The organism is Vibrio sp. RM-41-2B, assembly GCF_024744415.1.
Classification (GTDB): domain Bacteria; phylum Pseudomonadota; class Gammaproteobacteria; order Enterobacterales; family Vibrionaceae; genus Vibrio; species Vibrio diabolicus.
This window is the reverse complement of the sequence record NZ_JAMQWD010000005.1, coordinates 33,006-51,898: the sequence shown is the minus strand read 5'-3', so window position 1 is coordinate 51,898 and position 18,893 is coordinate 33,006. Positions and strand designations below refer to the sequence as shown.

The 18,893-nt window shown below is 44.9% G+C and carries 14 protein-coding genes; 10 read left to right on the top strand and 4 right to left on the bottom strand.

Annotated elements, in window-relative coordinates; all coding sequences use genetic code 11:
- Positions 1-29 precede the first annotated feature (29 nt).
- Positions 30-1,040 (bottom strand): TAXI family TRAP transporter solute-binding subunit, encoded by a 1,011-nt coding sequence (locus tag NB463_RS03640; protein ID WP_005374185.1) that lies wholly within the window; start codon positions 1,038-1,040, stop codon positions 30-32.
- Positions 1,041-1,876: 836 nt separating this feature from the next.
- Here NB463_RS03640 and brnQ point away from each other — a divergent pair.
- The gene (brnQ, locus tag NB463_RS03635) at positions 1,877-3,187 is read left to right on the top strand and encodes a branched-chain amino acid transport system II carrier protein (RefSeq protein ID WP_124007454.1); all 1,311 of its coding nucleotides are present in this window, start codon (positions 1,877-1,879) and stop codon (positions 3,185-3,187) included.
- 103 nt (positions 3,188-3,290) lie between these two features.
- Entirely contained in the window at positions 3,291-4,499 is a 1,209-nt protein-coding gene (locus NB463_RS03630; RefSeq protein WP_124007453.1) for a GGDEF domain-containing protein, read from the top strand.
- Positions 4,500-4,544: 45 nt separating this feature from the next.
- On the opposite strand, the gene NB463_RS03625 is transcribed toward NB463_RS03630, so the two are convergent.
- A complete protein-coding gene (locus tag NB463_RS03625) occupies positions 4,545-5,894 on the bottom strand; it encodes a sigma-54-dependent transcriptional regulator (RefSeq protein ID WP_005393614.1) in 1,350 nt (449 codons plus the stop codon).
- 169 nt (positions 5,895-6,063) lie between these two features.
- Here NB463_RS03625 and NB463_RS03620 point away from each other — a divergent pair, with 169 nt between their 5' ends.
- The 3 genes from NB463_RS03620 to NB463_RS03610 all read left to right on the top strand — a co-directional run bounded on the left by NB463_RS03620 (position 6,064) and on the right by NB463_RS03610 (position 11,061).
- Complete coding sequence (locus NB463_RS03620) at positions 6,064-8,136, top strand: sensor histidine kinase (RefSeq protein ID WP_046873890.1); 2,073 nt, start codon at positions 6,064-6,066, stop codon at positions 8,134-8,136.
- A gap of 213 nt (positions 8,137-8,349) precedes the next feature.
- A complete protein-coding gene (locus tag NB463_RS03615; RefSeq protein ID WP_006741246.1) occupies positions 8,350-9,477 on the top strand; it encodes a conjugal transfer protein TraF in 1,128 nt (375 codons plus the stop codon).
- Positions 9,478-9,669: 192 nt separating this feature from the next.
- Entirely contained in the window at positions 9,670-11,061 is a 1,392-nt protein-coding gene (locus tag NB463_RS03610; protein WP_258431756.1) for a glycoside hydrolase family 1 protein, read from the top strand.
- 99 nt (positions 11,062-11,160) lie between these two features.
- Here the strand turns inward: NB463_RS03610 and NB463_RS03605 are convergent, their stop codons facing one another.
- The gene (locus NB463_RS03605) at positions 11,161-13,197 is read right to left on the bottom strand and encodes a PhoX family protein (protein WP_065645591.1); all 2,037 of its coding nucleotides are present in this window, start codon (positions 13,195-13,197) and stop codon (positions 11,161-11,163) included.
- A 266-nt stretch (positions 13,198-13,463) separates the two neighbouring features.
- Here NB463_RS03605 and NB463_RS03600 point away from each other — a divergent pair, with 266 nt between their 5' ends.
- Positions 13,464-13,802, top strand: coding sequence for a YggL family protein (locus NB463_RS03600; protein WP_005393599.1), 339 nt, complete (start codon positions 13,464-13,466; stop codon positions 13,800-13,802).
- A 626-nt stretch (positions 13,803-14,428) separates the two neighbouring features.
- On the opposite strand, the gene NB463_RS03595 is transcribed toward NB463_RS03600, so the two are convergent.
- The gene (locus tag NB463_RS03595; RefSeq protein WP_170892230.1) at positions 14,429-15,295 is read right to left on the bottom strand and encodes a helix-turn-helix transcriptional regulator; all 867 of its coding nucleotides are present in this window, start codon (positions 15,293-15,295) and stop codon (positions 14,429-14,431) included.
- A gap of 167 nt (positions 15,296-15,462) precedes the next feature.
- On the opposite strand from NB463_RS03595, the gene NB463_RS03590 reads away from it, so the two are divergent.
- The 4 genes from NB463_RS03590 to NB463_RS03575 all read left to right on the top strand — a co-directional run bounded on the left by NB463_RS03590 (position 15,463) and on the right by NB463_RS03575 (position 18,844).
- Entirely contained in the window at positions 15,463-15,708 is a 246-nt protein-coding gene (locus NB463_RS03590) for a hypothetical protein (RefSeq protein ID WP_054866892.1), read from the top strand.
- A gap of 529 nt (positions 15,709-16,237) precedes the next feature.
- On the top strand, positions 16,238-17,146 hold the full coding sequence (locus NB463_RS03585; RefSeq protein ID WP_258431757.1) for a LysR family transcriptional regulator: 909 nt from the start codon (positions 16,238-16,240) through the stop codon (positions 17,144-17,146).
- 301 nt (positions 17,147-17,447) lie between these two features.
- Entirely contained in the window at positions 17,448-18,353 is a 906-nt protein-coding gene (gene rimK / locus NB463_RS03580) for a 30S ribosomal protein S6--L-glutamate ligase (protein ID WP_005393586.1), read from the top strand.
- Positions 18,354-18,415: 62 nt separating this feature from the next.
- Positions 18,416-18,844 (top strand): ATP-dependent zinc protease family protein, encoded by a 429-nt coding sequence (locus NB463_RS03575; protein WP_005393584.1) that lies wholly within the window; start codon positions 18,416-18,418, stop codon positions 18,842-18,844.
- Positions 18,845-18,893: the final 49 nt, after the last annotated feature.

Below are 18,893 nucleotides of genomic sequence, written 5' to 3'. Positions count from 1 at the left end.
CCGAGCTGAAACTCGGGGCCAAGTTAGCGTTATTTCGCCATTAGGTCTGATGGGATTTCGATGCCCATTTCTTTGTAGTAACGCGCCGCACCTGGGTGAAGAGGCACTGGCAAACCAGCGATCGCTTTCTCAATCGCCATTGCTTTTGTTGCTTTGTGGATGCCTTGTAGGAAAGGCAGGTTCTCGTAGATCGCTTTGGTTAGCTGGTAAACGTCTTCTTCCGAGATATCTTCACGAACTGCCAAGAAGTTTGGCTGTGCAATGGTGGTGATCGGCTTATCTAGACCCGGGTACGTGTTCGCTGGGATCTCGTACTTCGTCCATAGGTTGTAATTGCCGTTCGCCTCTTTGATTTGTTCGTCAGTAAACGAAAGAATCGAAATGTCTTTACCCAGCGCAGCAAAAGCTTGAGTAACCGCACCAACAGGTACACCTGCAGGCGTGTTCATACCGTCAATGGTGCCGTTTTGAAGTGCGCTCGCACTGCCGCCGTAGCCCATGTAAGCAAGATTGAATTTATCAGGGTCTACCTTCAAACCTTTCATGATTTGGCGACCCGAGTTCTCAGTACCAGAATTCTTCTTACCGATAGAGAACTTTTTACCGTCTAGGTTGTTCAGATCTGTCACCGTGCCCGTTTTTGCTAAGTCAGAGCGAACAATAAAGTGCTCAACGTTTTGCCACAGCATAGAGACTGAACGCAGCTGCTCTTGGCGACCGCTTTTCTCATAAGGACCTTCGCCAGACCAAGCCCATGCACCGTAAAGACCTTGTAGAATTGCGAACTGTGCTTCGTTTTCGTTCAGCAGTTTGACGTTTTCACCAGAGCCCGCAGAGCTGATTGCAGAAAGGGAGAAGTGGTGCTTTGGTGCCAATTTCACTTTGCTTAACGTCGCCAGCGCTACGCCCACAGGGTAGTAGGTACCACCTGTCGATGCCGTTGCAAGAATGTAGCTACGATCTTCTGCCGCAGCGTTAGCAGCAATACCAAAAGAAGTCACAGCGACAGCCAAAGCTTTTACCAGCTTGTTCATTTTCATTATTACTCTCCGTGTAGTCGTTTCACGATTGGGGATTTACATCATGTTAAATCTTTATTAACAACAAATTCCCTAGAGCAATTGAAATGCCAACTTTTAACTCTTTGTATTTATTGAACTAAGTGCTGAAGGACATCAAAAATGAGCAAAATCATGCTGATTTGATAGCAAAGTAATGAGCAAGATCTTGCTTATTCAAGAGAAGAAGGTTGCACGCCTAGATCGCAAAAGGTTAATAAAATGTGATCAAAACAAAATAAATGCACGATTCACTAATAAGCAATATTTTGCCGATGCAATTTTGGATTGAACTGCAACTAATGAGTGTCTTAACAATAAGAAGAAAAAGCGCATCATTCTAAACTGCTCACTTTATCAGCGGAGGCTTATAGCCTAAACGACTACAAATAGCACAAAAATACAGCAAAACAAGTCATGTTACAGAAATGAAAAGTCATTTATTCTAATTTTGAATTTAAAAACCAGTTCGATCCACCAGTTCAGAAACAAACATTGACCGTATCAACTTATTTTCTACTTCGGGGTTGTGCCAATAGCCTCATGTTCGTTAGGGTAACTACACACCAAGGCAAACGTATTCCTTGGTGCTTTTTTGTCACTAAGGATCACTCATGTCAGCAACTGCGCAATCACAATTCGCTTTAAAACGCCCATCTGGCGTTGCTGCTGCGATCCTCCTGCTCTCTCTGGAACTGATTCAGAGCTGACAGGCTATATCTAAACTTTCTGTCAGCTTGAGAAGAAGCTGACGGGAACACCACATACTCCTCCCATTCCTTTCAGTTTCTTCCAAGCGAAACATAAGAGGAATAACAATGTTAAGCGCACGCAATATCGCCGCTTTGGGCTTCATGACTTTCGCCATGTACTTAGGCGCGGGTAACCTGATCTTCCCTCCATTTTTGGGTTACCAAGCAGGTGAAAACTTTCTGAGCGGGATGTCTGGCTTCCTCTTAACGGGCGTAGGTCTGCCTGCAATGGCACTGGTGATGGTCGCTATCGTAAACGGTTCAGACAAATTAACCGCCGCCCTACCTAAACCTTTGGCGACCAGTTTTTGGGTAATGGTATTTATCGTGATTGGTCCTGCATTCGTCATACCACGTGCGATTACCGTGGCTTACCAATTTAGCTTTGCACCAATGTTTGGTGATGCCGCTTTGGTACCTTTCACAATTGCTTTCTGTGTTATCACCATTTTGTTTGCGCTATACCCGGGCAAATTAGTCGACAACCTAGGCAAGATCTTAACCCCGGCATTGATGGCTATTTTAGTGATCATGTCTGTAACCGCTCTGGTTTATCCAGCCGGCGAGCTTACTACTGCAACGGGACCATATGTATCTGGCGCATTTGCTGAAGGCTTAACCCAAGGCTACATGACCATGGACGCGCTAGGTTCTATCGGTTTTGGTTGGATCATCTTCCGAGCGATTCGCAGCATGGGTGTGGATTGTCCGAAAGCCACCGCAAAATACACGCTAATTGCAGCTTTGATGTACGCCGTTGCCATGGCATTTGTTTACATCTCATTGGCTTACATTGGCTCAACAAGCTCATACTTAGGTTCTGAATTCAGTAACGGTGGCGACATCTTAACGGCATTCACCTTCAGCCACTTCGGCGCATTTGGCTCACTATTACTAGGTGCCGTGATGGTATTGGCGTGTTTGACTACTGCTATCGGCGTAACCACCGCAGGCAGTGAGTTCTACGACAACACTTTCAGCAAAGTGAACTACAAAGGCTGCGTTATCACGACCATGGTATTGGCTGGTTTGATCGCCAACGTAGGTCTGGAGCAACTATTGGCTATCACATTGCCAGCGGTTGTGGCGCTTCACCCAGTAGCGATTGCATTGATGATCATGGCACCGGTGCGCAACAAGATGTCGCAAATCATGGTGGTTACGACCGCATTCACTGCTCTAATGTTTGGTTGTGTTGATGCGCTGCACATCCTAGGTTACATGCCAGATTCCACCGATGAGTGGATGGGTAATTACATGCCTCTGTACAATGACTTTGCTAGCTGGATTATGCCTAGCGTATTTATGATGATTGTTGGTCTGCTGTTTACGGCGAAAACCAACCAAACCGAACAATTCGAGCTGGTAAATGAATAGCCGTTTAACATAAGACATCACTCAATAAGTAAGTTAATATGTAGTTCGCTTATTGATATCAGGCAAAGGAGTTGCCTGAACTATGGATTGATGTGGAGCGCTTATGGACAATCAGTATTTAGACATCAGAACGCTCAACTTTATCGTTATTCTGTTCTCTTGCATTTACTCAATCAGTCTACTTTGTTACCAATACACACAGAAAAAAATCAAAGGCTTAAAGACTTTTTCTCTCTCGCTGTTATTTATTGGCTTTGGGCCTTTTTTACTGGGATTTAGAGGCTCCGCACCAGATTGGCTTACCATCGTCATAGCGAATACGCTCATATTAATCGGCTTCTTGCTTACGCTTTACAGCGTGAGCATTTTTCGTCAATTCCCTCTAAAACTGGCCCACTCACTCGCTTTTTTAACGCCCATTTTCAGCGGTTCGTTTTATTATTTCACTTTCCATGACCATTCAATTAAAAGCCGTATCATTTACTTAAGTGTTTATATCTGCATCGTTACGTTTTTTAGTGGGATCGCCATGCTGAAAGGCACCAAGCAAGACCAAAAACTCCCAACTATAGTGATGGCGAGCTCCTTCTTTTGCTTCAGTATTTTTATGGGCTTCAGAGCACTTTGGAGCGCTTTCGCCAATGAAGTGCCAAATTTTATGACCGCAGGTTTTATTCACCAGATGACGTTTTTACTTAGCATCTGTCTGATTGTCGCTATGAGCTTTAGCATGTTGTGGCTAATTAATGGCCGCTTGATACAGTCAATCAATGATCTCTCACATTTAGACGCTCTCACAGGGCTTCATAATCGTCGCGCGATGGAAGAAATTGTTCCAAGCCTTGTTAATCAAGCGCACAAACGGAACCAATCAATAAGCATCATCATGACCGACATGGACGAGTTCAAAGCGATTAATGATCACTATGGCCATACGGTAGGCGATTCCGTCATGGCTACGATTGCCGCTATCTTTAAGAAACACCTCCCAGAGTCAGCTTGCACAGTACGATTTGGTGGTGATGAGTTCATGATTGTTTTACTTGAAAAAGCACAACGCGCCAAAATTGTTGCCGAGCAAATTCGCCTGGCGGTGGAAACTGAAGCCTCATTACAGTCATTCGAAAATGAGATCACCATGAGCTTTGGAATCAGTGAGTTATCTGAGGGACAATCGCTTCACGAGGTCGTTGCTGAAGCAGACGAAGCGCTGTATAGCTCTAAACATACGGGCAGAAACCAAGTCACCTTGTTTGGAGAAGGGAAAGGCCTAACTTATAAGTTTGTCCCAACTCCCTCAAAGAGCGCATAATCATATTTGTGACGCCCATAGCGGTAAGTCAGCTTAAAAATTGCGTTAAGTATAATCAGAACGATTTAAACCAAACTTTTGCATCTTTTGATTCAAAGTTCGACGAGGTAAATCCAACTCCTGCATCACTTCATTGATGCGTCCGTGATGCCTGACCAATGAATCATGCAGCACCTTGCGCTCAAAATTGTGTAATTGAATAACCAGTGGAACACCCACTTGCGTCTCCTCCGTGGTTGACGAAGGACGGCTAGAGAGAATTTCCATCACAGATACCGTTTCATCCAAAGCAAAACGCATAGCCACGTTTCGCAGCTCTCGAACATTCCCAGGCCAAGCGTAGGAAAGCACAGCGTTTCTGTCGGCATCACTCAATGGTCGGGTTTCAGGGTTAGTTTGCAAGGTGAAGTGCTCAAACAAAATCAGTGAATCTTCTTCTCGCTCACGTAATGGTGGCAAATAGATCTGCGCCACATTGAGTCGATAATACAAATCTTGACGAAACTCATCATGATCATTGAGATCTTCTTTCGCGGCGGCGATCACTCTCAAATCAACCGAGATCTGTTGATTGCCTCCAACGCGCTCAACTGTATGTTCCTGTAATGAACGCAGCACTTTCACCTGCATGGACAGCGGCATACTCTCGATTTCATCAAAGAATAAGGTGCCTTTATCCGCGTATTCCAACTTGCCAATGCGCTTTTTACCCGCTCCGGTAAATGCCCCAGCTTCATGCCCAAACAGCTCACTTTCAAACAGGTTCTCAGGAATGGCGCCACAGTTGATTGGCACAAAATGATGGGTTCTGCGTTGGCTTTCATTGTGCAAACTGGTCGCCACCAGCTCTTTACCACAACCTGTTTCGCCGTAAATGATCACGTTAGTATCGATTTTCGCCAATTTCGCAACTTGCTCGCGTAATTGCTGCATCACTCGACTTTGACCAATGAGCACCTCTTCTAAACCACTCACGCTAGCTAGATACTCTTGGCGGTGAAGCGTCGATGTTTGCGCGCGATGGCTCTCGACCGCATCTGTCACACGTTGAGACAAACGCTCCGGCTGGAAAGGTTTTTCAATAAAATCAAACGCGCCGTTTTGTAGCGCATTCACCGCCATATCCACATCACCATGACCAGTAATTAGTATCATTGGTGTTGGAATGTGATTCGCAATAAGGCTCTCTAAAATCGAAATTCCATCAGTATCTGGCAAACGAACATCACTAACTATCGCATCAAACTCTTGGTTCAGAATGGCGGTTTTGCCTTCCTCCCCCGAGCTAAAAGCTATGACGTCAAACCCCGCCAATTGCAGCCATTGGCTTGTTGCTTGACGAACGATGTCATCATCTTCAATTAGGGCGATACGCGGAATGTCGTCAAAAGTCATGAGTTACTGCCTGATCGGTGATAGAAGTCTTTGCTAAAGTTAGCAAAAACCATGCTATAGAAAAGGAGCTAGATCCCACTTCTTAATCACAATTCTTTAACATCCAATCAGTTAAGCGCACTCTTTCACTACCAACTACGATAACTATATTCAGCCAAACGGAGTCCGAATGCAGCGCACTAAAAATGGGAAAATGTGGCTAACCGCCGTATTGATCAGTGCGCTGGTGATCTTTTTCTACGGTGCTAGCCGAGAGGTGGCCCATCAATGGCTGAGCGTCCAAACTCAACAAGAAGCACAACAGAAACTCCTCGACTACATTGGTGAAGTCCGCCGAGCATTAAAACGTTTCTATCACCTTCCCTATCTCGTCACGAATAACCCAGAAACAATTGCGTTTGTTAAAGGCAATTTAAACTACTACGAGCCACTTCAAGCACAACTGACACAGCTCGATAAAGCCGCGAATACAGAGGGTTGGTTGATACTTTCAACCTCGGGAGAAGTGTTGGTATCGAGTCTGATCGATGAACGGTTCAGTCGCTCTGACCGCCGTGCGATTGTCGAACAAATACAACGTCAGGGAGAAGGCGTCTCACTAGTGAATAAAACAAAAGGTTCTAGTCCACTTTACTACCTCTCTGCACCAATTTTTGATGGTTTGGAGATAGCGGGCATCGTTGTTGTTCAAATCAACCTGAGTTTGCTAACAGAGCAGACCATCACCAGCCAAGACATCATCACGCTACAAAATCGCCATCAACGCTTCTTCCTCTCCAGCAGCACAAACTACAACGCCGACTGGTTTAATGAACCGAATAACCAAGTCAAAGTCGAAACTCAAACGCTGTATGACAATACGGTGATTCATTTCTGGACTCTCAATCAGCAGCGCTACTTTGCACACACAGTAAAGCTGGACGATTTAAACTGGTTTGTCAGTTACCTTATTCCGACCAAACCTGTTCAGCAAACGATTAGTGTCATTGGATGGAGCATCGCAGCGCTCCTCCTGCTCCTTATCCTGTTGGTCATCATTGGTTTACAGCGTCGACAAAAGCATCTCAATCAGCAGCGTATTCAAGCCTTACTAGAAGAATCGCAACGCCGACTTAAACAGATGATCAATAAAACACATGTTGGTTTGTTGTTGATTGATGAACAAGGTCTATTGTTCGACCTCAACCCAATGGCAAAACGCCTTTTTTGTCTTCCTGAAAGTGTGAATCGTCATACCTTCGCCTGGGAATTATTTGATGCAGGTAATTCAAATTCAACCACACTCACTTTGCTTAGAGATCTGCCAAAGCATAAGGAACTGGCAGAGATTAGCGCTGTAGAAACCATGGCGCGACGCAGTGATGGCAGCGTATTTCCTGTACTATTTTCACTCACTAGCTTCCCATGGCACGGTGAGCAGTATTTTCTTGCTACCGTAATCGACATTAGCAAACGTAAAAAAGCGGAACAATCGCTGCAGCTGATTAACCAAGAGCTAGCTCAAAGGGTGGAAGAGCGAACTCAAGCTTTAAAACAAGCCCAAGAGCAATTGATTGAATCAAGCAAAATGGCAGCATTGGGCAGAATGTCGAGCGCGATTACCCACGAGTTAAACCAACCATTGACTGGCCTGCGTACCCTTTTAACCACCAACGAGTTGCTAGCAGAACGTGGACAAACAGACATGATGAAAGCCAATAACAAGTTGATTCAAAAGTTGATTGACCGCATGGCAAGCATGACCAGTCAGCTAAAAACGTTTGCCTACAATAAACCAGAGACACTGCACGAGATATCGCTGACAAACGCTTTAGAAGAGACGCTACGCGTCTATCAATCTCAACTCGCGAAGGTAGATGTTCGGGTACGCATTCCCAACGACTTACCCAATATCATTGGCGAAGAGCAACGCCTACAACAAGTGCTCGGCAACCTAATTTCCAACGCATTAGATGCGATGAAAGAGACCCAAGATCCACAGTTAATGATTGCCGTTACACCCACTTCCGATAATGTCGAGGTCGTGGTAAGTGATAATGGGTGTGGGGTACCTTCAGACCAACTCGATACCATGTTCGAGCCTTTCCAAACCAGTAAAAAAATTGGTGAAGGACTGGGGTTAGGACTTTCCATCACCGCCAACAATATGCGAGATATGCAAGGGAAAGTCAGTGCGCAGCTCAACGCTGATAAAGGCATGTCCTTCACCTTAATGTTTGAGCTCGCTCCTCATCGTAGCTAACCCAATACCATCCACCTCTTCAGCTTTTCTCCACGCAATTAAAGAGCAATAAACCCTGATCAACTTTATAAAGCGAGTTGCCTAACCTACGCTTAACTTGATGAATCGCCACATGCTATTCATCAGCACAATTTTTGGTGGTTGACACCAAGTTTTAGCTCCCACCATCTAATTTATTGATAAGTAATTATTTAAAGTAAGAATGGATGCGTTATGAGAAAACTAACTTTAGCAGCAACAGGGGCGCTTTTTATTTTATCACCTCACGCTTTTGCAGCGCCTTACGCAGCAGACGCTCGAAGTCACGGAATGGGAAATACAGGCGTCGTTTCCGCTGACTATTTAACCGCTCCTCTACACAACCCAGCCCTAGGCGCTCTCTATCGAGAAAATGACGATATCGGCCTACTCATTCCTGCTCTCGGCGTCAATATTCACGATGAGGATGAAGCTTTATCAGCCGTTGATGATGTTCAAGACCTTTACGATAGTATTCAGGGCATTCCCACACCTGCGAACGAAGCCGAACTTAATCGACTACTCGATCAATTAGATAAGAGTGCTCCAGTCGTCATTAATGGAGGTCTGAGCCTCGCGATTGCGATTCCGACACGCTACATGTCGGTAAACCTTTTTAGCGCTGGTTATGTGGAGATACTTGCGGCACCCGATATCTCAGATTCAACAAACACCGCAGATCGATACCTCAATTCTGCCGTCGACCTAGCGGCTTTCGGTAGTGCGGAATATGGCGTTGCCTTGGCTCGCGCTTACACGATAGGTGGGCAGCAATTCGCATTTGGTATTACGCCCAAATACCAACAACTTAAAACCTATACGCAGCGTACAACACTAGATGACTTTGATATCGAGGATTACGACAAAAGTGAAGTATCAAAGAACACGTTCAATATGGATCTTGGGGTCGCTTGGTATCACAACGCATTTAGAGCTGGTCTCTCGTTAAAAGACGTCTTCGAGCAAGATATAGAAACAAAACTAGGCAACTATACCTACGAACTCACGCCACAAGCCACCCTTGGAATCGGCTATGTCGGGGATTATGTAGCTCTGAGCCTAGACGCCGATCTCACCAAACAAAAGCGCTTTAAAGAGCTCGACGATGACACCCAGTTTATTCGCGTTGGTATCGAGGGGAATGCTTGGGGATGGGCGCAACTCCGCGCTGGTTATGAAGTTGACCTAGAAAATAATCTCGATAACTCGGTGACAGGTGGCATTGGCATCAGTCCTTTTGATGTGATCAGTGTAGACCTAGCAGGGTCTTACGCTGGCGATAACCAATTTGGCGCGGCGGCGAATTTAGCATTTACGTTTTGAATACGAATGCCAACCTAAATTCACTTAGGTTGGCATTGTTAACAACCATCATATATCTCAAGGTTTATCATTACTGACGTTTGGTGATGAACTGATAAAAACACGATCTCGCTACAAGTATCGAGATGTCTCCTACACTATTCTCAAGCAATAAATCCACAAACATTTCCTAAATATTAAAGAGTGAGAAACATGATTAAGTTTCCAGATAATTTCCTTTTGGGTGGTGCCATTGCGGCAAACCAGGTAGAGGGGGCATACAACCTTGGGGGGAAAGGTTTATCAACATCAGATATGTTGCCAAACGGCATTCTAAGCCCGCATCAAACGCGTGAAGAACGAACGCCTGGTATCAAAGATCTTGCGATCGATTTCTACAATCGCTATCCAGAAGATATTGCCCTGTTTAAAGAGATGGGATTCACCTGCCTGCGCTTGTCCATCGCTTGGAGTCGTATTTTTCCTAATGGTGATGAACTGGAGCCAAACGAAGAAGGACTGGCGTTTTACGACAAAATTTTTGATGAGCTAGCCAAACACAATATGCAACCATTTGTGACGCTTTCTCATTACGAGATGCCTTACGCCTTGGTTGAGAATTATGGTGGTTGGGGCGATCGTCGAGTGATAGAGTTTTTCGAGCGTTACGCTCGCACCGTGCTTGAACGCTACAAAGACAAAGTGAAGCTGTGGCTTACCTTTAACGAAATCAACATGTCACTTCATGCGCCATTTACGGGAGTGGGCTTGCAAGAAGACGCCAGTGAACAAGACATTTATCAAGCGATTCACCACCAGCTTGTAGCAAACGCGAAAGCGGTAAAACTGTGTCAGCAAATCGTACCAAACGGCAAGATTGGTAATATGCTGCTTGGCGCAATCAACTACCCATACACCTGCAACCCTGATGATGTGCTTGCTGCTATGCATGAAAACAATAAGTGGTTGTTCTTCGGTGATGTGCAGACTCGTGGTCAGTACCCAGGCTACATGAAACGTTACTTCCGTGAAAACGGCATTGAAATACAAATGGAAGCTGGCGACTTAGAAGAAATTGCATCGGCCAGTGTCGATTTTATTTCCTTCAGCTACTACGCAAGTGGCTGTGCGAGTGCCGATCCGAAACAGAAAGAAGTGGGTAACATCGTCGATAGCGTACCAAACCCATACCTTGAAAAGAGCCAATGGGGCTGGTTGATCGATCCAAAAGGCCTGCGCGTTTTGCTTAACTTCCTTCACGATCGTTACCAAAAACCGCTATTTATCGTCGAGAATGGCTTAGGCGCTCGTGATGAATTCGATGAAAACGGGGAAATCCAAGACGATTATCGAATCTCATACCTTAATGATCATTTGGTTCAAGCACACGAAGCGATTCTTGATGGCGTTGAGTTGATGGGCTTCACCAGCTGGGGGCCTATCGACTTGGTGGCTAACTCAACAGCCGAAATGAGCAAGCGTTACGGTTATATTTATGTCGATCGTCATGATGATGGGCAAGGAACGCTAGAACGTAAACGCAAGAAGAGCTTCTACTGGTATCAAGACGTGATTCGTACTTCAGGCGGTTCATTGAAAAGCTAAGCCTGTTGTCTGGATATAAAGTGCGACTAGGCATTCGCCTAAACAATCAAGCCCTGCATTTGCAGGGCTTGAATTTTAAGGTGTTAATGCATTTAGAGATTAAACTGCAATCTCTCCACCGTCTTCACGTCGAATAACCACCGTCGCCGCTCGTGGGCGCACAGAAACACCAGCAGGCGTTTCTTCGGCGGCATCTTCACTGTATGGCCAGTTGCCTGGGTGCTGAATATTCACAAACAATGATTTGTAATCAGGGCTGATAGTAAAACCTGTCACTTCACAACCATTTGGCCCGACAAAGAAGCGTTTAAGCTCCGCTTGGTTATCCGCACCAATCACTGCTTGGTCACCATTCTCATCTGTTAGCTTAGATGGCACAACGGCCAACATTTGATCATTAGTGTAAGACGTAACTTCATCTGCGCCGTTATCGGTCTGAATCCACAAAATACCACGGCCATCAAACGCTAATCCGTCAGGGCTAGCAAACTGGTTTAGCTCATTCAGGCCAGAACGGTTGGTATCTGCATCACCATTTGCTGGCGAACCAAAGACAAAAATATCCCAAGTAAAGTCTGTAGCTGAAGCCCCTTCATCCCAACGAATAACGTGACCAAACTTATTATTCAAACGTGGGTTCGCAGGATTGGTTTCATCTGTACGGCGCGTATTGTTCGTCAATGTTAAGTAAACCGAACCTGTAAATGGATCAACCGTACACCACTCTGGGCGATCCATTGGGGTTGCCCCAACGAGGTCAGCCGCGCCTGCCGTATTAATGATAATTTCAGCCAATGAGTTAAAGTGATCCGCTAACGTACCACCAGATTTTGTTACGCTATCAAGCGTCAACGGCAACCAAGTACCTGTACTGTCTTCATTGAAACGCGCAACATACAGTGTGCCTTTGTCCATGTACTTATCGCCTGCCGCTAGGCGGTTTTCCGAGTTTGCATCTGCTGGATCCCACGCTGCCGCAGATTCAAATTTGTATAGGTACTCAAAGCGAGAGTCGTGACCAGAGTAGAATACCACTGGTTTGCCTTCTTCAAGCTTACCAAAAGTACAGCCTTCGTGACGGAAACGACCTAGTGCAGTACGCTTCTTCGCACGCGAGTTTTGCGTGTAAGGGTCAATTTCGACGATGTAACCGTGACCATTGGCTTCATTACGGTAATCATCCATCGCACTTGCTCCTGTTGGAGCCACATTAAAGCGAGAGAACTCATCAAGACGCTCTTCTGCATTTCCTGCAAGTGTTTCCCACAAGTAGCGTGTGCTTTGGTCATCAACACCAATGCGATCTTGTTCTTCTGTACGAGTCCCGGCGTTAACAAAGTAACCTGGCCAGTTCTCTTCACAAGTTAAGTAAGTGCCCCATGGCGTGTAGCCGTTGCCACAGTTGTTTAACGTACCACGTGCTTGGCTGCCATCTGGCGAGAAACGAGTGACGGTTAGTGACGTGTGCGCGACCGGGCCAGATAAGTCCATTGCTGTCGCACCAGTGTAACGGCGGTTTAGTGGATCGGTATCGACTAGCTTCCACATGTTGTCTTCAAGCTGAATACGAACCACTGATACACCGTGCGCGTTAATCTCTTTACGCACTTCATCTACAATGGTACGTACGCCATTTTCAACCGTCGGACCGTTTGGATGCAGTGCTGATGTATCAATGTACTCGTGGTTGATGCAAAGCAGACCGTCGGTCGTACTGTCATTTAATGGGAAAAAGTGCATGCCATCATGGTGCATGCCCAACGCGTTAAGTTGGTCTGAGCTGGTATTGCTGCCATCATTTTTCCACGCGCTGCCTTGTGCATTAAGTGGTGTTCCCCAAGGTACCAATACTTGTGCGGTGTAGCCTTGTGGAATTGAAACGGCGTCAGTGAGTGAGCCAGGGATAGATTCAAAGTTAAGAACGGCTTTAGATACGCCCGAGCCACTGCTTACTGTACTTCCTGAGTCAGACGAATTACAACCAGCCAATCCGAAAGCACCAAACGCTGTCATCGCACTGATACCTAAACCACCTTTTAGAATGCTGCGTCGAGATAGGCTCGCTTCTAATACTTCTTCAAATGGTTTGTTTTCACTTTGGTTATAACGCGTCGCGTCAAAGGTTTCCTTGCTCATTTTTACTTTCCCGATCTTATAGTTTAATTAATAAATAAGTGATTAGTTGAACGGCAAGAAGTTTGGAGAAGAAAAATGACAAAAGTGCTTAAAACATATGAAACTTGTGTTTCAGCAGTGCAGCAAACTCAGCAGCGTTACCAATTGAGCAATTAAGTTTTGGTCACATAATCACCAACTGTATCGCTTCATTCTGATTTTACTTGGGCTAAAGTGTGATAGAAGGTATAAGGTGTACGAATTCAAATCATCTACGAGAGATAATCATGAAATTAGACAAGATCGATAACAAGAGCCGTCGTATCCGTAAAAAGCTGTTCTTAGGTGAGTTCGCAATCCTAGGTTTCGAGATCAGCTGTGAAACAGACATCAACGACTTCGACCGTTACGATGCATTCGTTGATGACTTTATCGACTACATTGATGGGCTTGGCCTTTGCTTCGGCGGCGGTGGTCTAGAACTGTTTGAAGGCTTCCTATGCTCTACTGACCGTTACGGCAGTGCTACTGAAGAGCAAAAAGCACAAGTTATTGCATGGTTAGAAGCGCGTCCAGAAGTGAAAAGCGCAAAAGCTGGCGACTTGGTTGACGCAAACTACCTGTAAGTAACAGAGTCATACTGACAATAATAAAAAGCTGGTCTCCGGACTGGCTTTTTTACTTTTGGAAATGTGTGATAGTAAAAGTAGAGTGCTGGGAGGTTGTGCGGAGTGAATGTGGCGTTTTCTGAGCTGGCAATCAGCGGGAAACGGCGTTCCCCTGCCAGCTCGTGCCTTTAGGTATCATTAACTATGATTTTTTAGCTGGTGCGTCTTTCGTGTCTTTCCAGTATTGAATGCGCACACGATGTAGCTGAGCTCTTCTAGTCTTTTTCATAGTAAAATCCCTCATCTTATATAAGTAACGCTCCTTATGGAGCTTATTGTCTAAGGTCGAATCCCCTTCAATCTATAAGGGAACCAATTATTTAACCGTGACCAATTTCACAACATAATGATAATTACCGATTTCTTGCAGTCATCTTTGACTAGTAAACGGCGTATTATCTCTCTGACACGGTTAACTTACTCACCGGATATGACAGAAAAATGGCAATCAAGTTCCCTATATTATCTGTCACTGAATCTTAATAATGATTCCTGAAAAATTTTGCAAGTAAGATATCAATTGCCCATCACTTTCAGCCGAGTAACTCTTTTCGCGTTCGTGATCGCAGTTGTGTGCGACCCAATTAAGGCTGGATTCGCTGCTGATATTGCTGACGGTACTCGCGTGGCGTAAGCCCTTTATACGTTTTGAAGTGACGATTAAACAGGGCTTGGTTTCGATACCCTACTCTCTCAAACACAATTCCAATCGGCAAAGGCGTTGATTGCAGCAAATCTGCGGCATGATTGATCCGCAATTTCATTAGGCGTTGGCTAAACGGCTCTTTAAAGTGCTTTTGAAACAATCTTGTGACCGCACTGTCACTCAGTGATAAATGGTTCGCCAAGTTCGCGAGCGTCACTTTGCTAGCAAAGTGCTGTTCGAGATACGCGTTGACACTTGCCACTCGTTCTCTTTCCTGTAATTCGTGTTCACTCATCGATAAGTAAGAGTGAGTCATCAGTGTTTTCGCCCCTTCATCGTGAGCAATCAAAGACAAAACATGAAGAAATCTCGAGAGTTGCTCCATTGCAGGAAACGCCATGAGCTCATGTAGAAGATCCACAACGTGCTGAGCTGTCCGCTCAGAAAACACCACACCTTTGTTGGCCGCCTTTAAAAGCGGATCAAGCTTTCTAAGCTCTGCGCAATAGAACATCAAATTGGCAATCCACTCACGCTTAAACCAGATCACATGAGTCTCGCACTTGCTCTCGACCAATGTGGAATGAATAGAGTGAGGCACACCTGGCGCGATCAATAGCATTTGGTTGTGAGTCACTTCTAATTCGTGATGACCAATATGCAAACTGCCAGTGAAGTAGCGATGGATGACTAATTCAAACACATCATCGTGAAAATGGAGATCGTACTCTTTTTCTGGCTCATCAATGCGACGATAGCGCCAAGAAAAACCTGGTCTTTGCGGTACTTTTTCGATGTGTGCCATTGGCTACTCCACAAAATAGTATTGTTTCACGCTCAAATAATATCAGTATTGCCAGCTTAATCTTCATCACGCTGAAATAGTATTGATATTAAGCGGCATACTATCAACTTTGTGTCGTCACGCTCCTTATTGTTGCCTTGAAAGACAAGATAACTAAGGAGGCTTTCATGAGTCACTTCACTGTCAAGCTACGCCAAGTCCTGCACAAAACACGTGATGAATGGGCAACATTCGCCATCAAAGAAATGGAAATTCCACCTGACACTATCGCCAAATTTTATGGCTACAAATCGAGTTGTGATCTTGAGCAAATTCTTAAACAGGATGTAAACGACGCCAACTCGGACATTTGCTCGATACCTTGTGCGACATCTCTTACAAGCAATGTAAGCAAAACGACCATCATTGACTAAGACAAAATCGAAAAATCAATATAAGCCATTGAAAATTATCACTTATACCATTTCAAACAATATTCGCTGCCAAAGTTTTTTTACCTAGCTAATTGAGAGTAATCAGCAAAACATCAATACTGATTGTGTCGACAGGATGTTGGCGGGAACAGGAAAAAAGCCTAATGGAATAGGTATCTTCAGGATGAAGATTTGGTAGCTTAGGATGAGTTATCAGCAAGGATGTAGTTAAGCTCTAGGATAGAGTTCGCCCGTCAGGATGATAGGCAAGAATGGACACCGCTAGGAAGGCGATGAACAAGGAACTCGGTTAAAGGACTTAGCCACAATCAAGGATAGATGCAGGGAGCACCTATAGTAGCCGGATTGCTGCGAAAGAGAATAAGCCCCGTCTGGGAAACCAGGCGGGGTTTTATTTTGTCTGCTATTTATTATTCGCTAGGCACCTAATTCTCTTGCGTCGATTTATTTCGTGCCGTGCTATCATTTTCTCTACGTCTTTCAGCAAGCTCACAGCAAATCTCACATTATGCTTAATCCTGTTTGGTTACATACATTTAAGACATTGATTGAAGTCGGTCATTTCACACAAACGGCAGAAAAACTTTTTATGACCCAACCTGGTGTCAGCCAACACATCAAAAAGTTAGAGCAAAGTTGTCAGCATGCGCTGATCAAACGTGAAAACAAAAGCTTCGAATTAACAGAGCAAGGTCGGATTGTTTACGCCTACGCGCTGGAGTTAGAAGAAAAAGAGAAAGCGTTGCTCGAAGAACTCAGTTTTGATGATGCATTTTCAGGTCACTGTAAACTGGCCTGTTCTGGCGCAATGGCATTGATGCTGTATGGCCCTCTTTTAGAAAAGCAAAAACAGCACCCAGGCTTATCGCTGCATTTAGAAGCCGCACCCAATCACTCGATTCTCAATGCAATAACGGAAGGAAGCATTGATATTGGTATCGTAACTGATGTTCCTCACAAAGGTTTATTTCACAGTGAAAGAATTGGTAAGGAACAGTTGTGCTTAGTCCTACCTAATCAATACCGCGAAAAGCAGATAACACCACAACTCTTGCACGACTGTGGTGTCATTGCCCATCCTGATGCCAAGCACTACATGACGCTGTTTTTTGACCAATGCGCGGAACAAGAGCTCCAAGAAATTAAGATGAGCGATTTACCATTATCCGGCTACGTGAATCAATTAAGCCAAATTTTACTACCTGTGAGTAAAGGACTCGGCTTCACCGTGCTGCCTCAAAGTGCTGTCGACAACTTCCTACAAAAAGATACCTTGCACATCGCACAACTGAAAAACACCGTGTGTGAAGAGTTATTTTTAGTTCGCAAACGCAGTCGTGTTCTACCACTGCGCTATCAAACAATTAAAGATGTGTTATTGGACGTCATCACAAACTCAAAACAAACTACAGAATAGCCTAGCGTTTTAAACTCGTCGTAATCCGTTTGCTTAAAAAAGTCCACAGACAACTTCCGGCTTACAACGCTGAGAATGTCCGATGATTCAACAAATTATTTTTGTCGTAACGACGAGTTTTTTTCGTTTTCTTCTCGCGAGAAAAAAACCTAAGGTGCGCACCTCTAACAAAGTGGTTGTCCAACCACACATCTAAATCGTTGAAGTCAGTAGGTAATATCACCTAAATATCACATACCTGCTGCATTCTATACTCTATACTTATATTTTTAATTTGGTACTGACTTACTAAGGAATTGCCATGCGTATTGCTATTCTCTCTCGTAATGAGAATTTATATTCAACCATGCGCCTAAAACAGGCAGGTGAAGAGCGTGGACATCAAGTAGACGTCATCGATACTCTGCACTGTTATATGGACATTACGAGCAACAACCCTAAGATCCGCTATAAGGGTGAAGAATTGCCACAATACGACGCTGTGATTCCTCGCATCGGTGCATCCATCACATTCTACGGTACCGCGGTTGTACGTCAGTTTGAAATGATGGGCACATTTTGTGTCAACGAATCGGTCGCGATCAGTCGCTCTCGTGACAAATTACGCTCGTTGCAACTGTTATCGCGTAAAGGCATCGGCTTGCCGCGCACTGGCTTTGCTCACCACCCTGATAACATTCAGGACGTGATCAAAAATGTTGGTGGCGCACCTCTAGTGATTAAATTACTAGAAGGCACTCAAGGCATCGGTGTTGTGCTTGCTGAAACCAACAAAGCAGCAGAAAGCGTGATCGAAGCATTCATGGGGTTGAAAGCAAACATCATGGTGCAAGAGTTCATCGAAGAAGCTAAAGGCGCAGACATACGTTGCTTTGTTGTCGGTAATAAAGTGATTGCAGCGATGAAGCGCCAAGCGAAAGAAGGCGAGTTCCGCTCTAACTTACATCGCGGCGGCTCTGCACAGTTAGTGCGACTAAGCAAAGAAGAACGCGCTACTGCGATTAACGCGGCAAAAGTCATGGGGTTAAACCTATGCGGTGTAGATATCCTTCAATCTAAAAACGGCCCAGTGGTAATGGAAGTGAATTCTTCACCAGGTCTTGAAGGTATCGAGCTCGCAACAGAAAAAGACGTTGCTGGTATGATTTTCGACTTTATCGAGAAAAACGCAAAACCACACGCAAACCGTACTCGTGGTAAAGGTTGATAATTGTTTGAGTGAGAGCCTGCTTAGTAGGCTCTCGTATTACTCATCGCTAGGATGACACTATGAATCAGAAAATGATCATTGGGAACGCCGAAGCTATTTGCTTACCTGAGTTAGGGATTACTCACCTTGAAGCGCGCATTGATACGGGCGCACAAACCTCTTCATTGCATGTAGATAACATTGATTGCTTTGAAAAAGATGGTCAGTCTTACGTTGCATTCGATCTACACCCGGATGTTTATCATTTAGAACAAGTGGTTCGCTGCACAGCGAAGCTAAAGGCAAACCGTAAAGTGAAATCTTCAAACGGTACCTTTGAGCATCGCTGCGTTATCACCACCATGCTGCGCATGGGTGACAAACAATGGCCAATCGACATTACGTTGACCAACCGTGAAAAAATGACTTACATGATGCTGTTAGGTCGTCAGGGCATGGCAGACAAAGTGCTGGTAGACCCTAGCCAATCTCACTTATTGGCATCTTAACCCCGTAGCTTCAGATGAGTGATCGAACGTTTTTGTTGAGCATCACTCG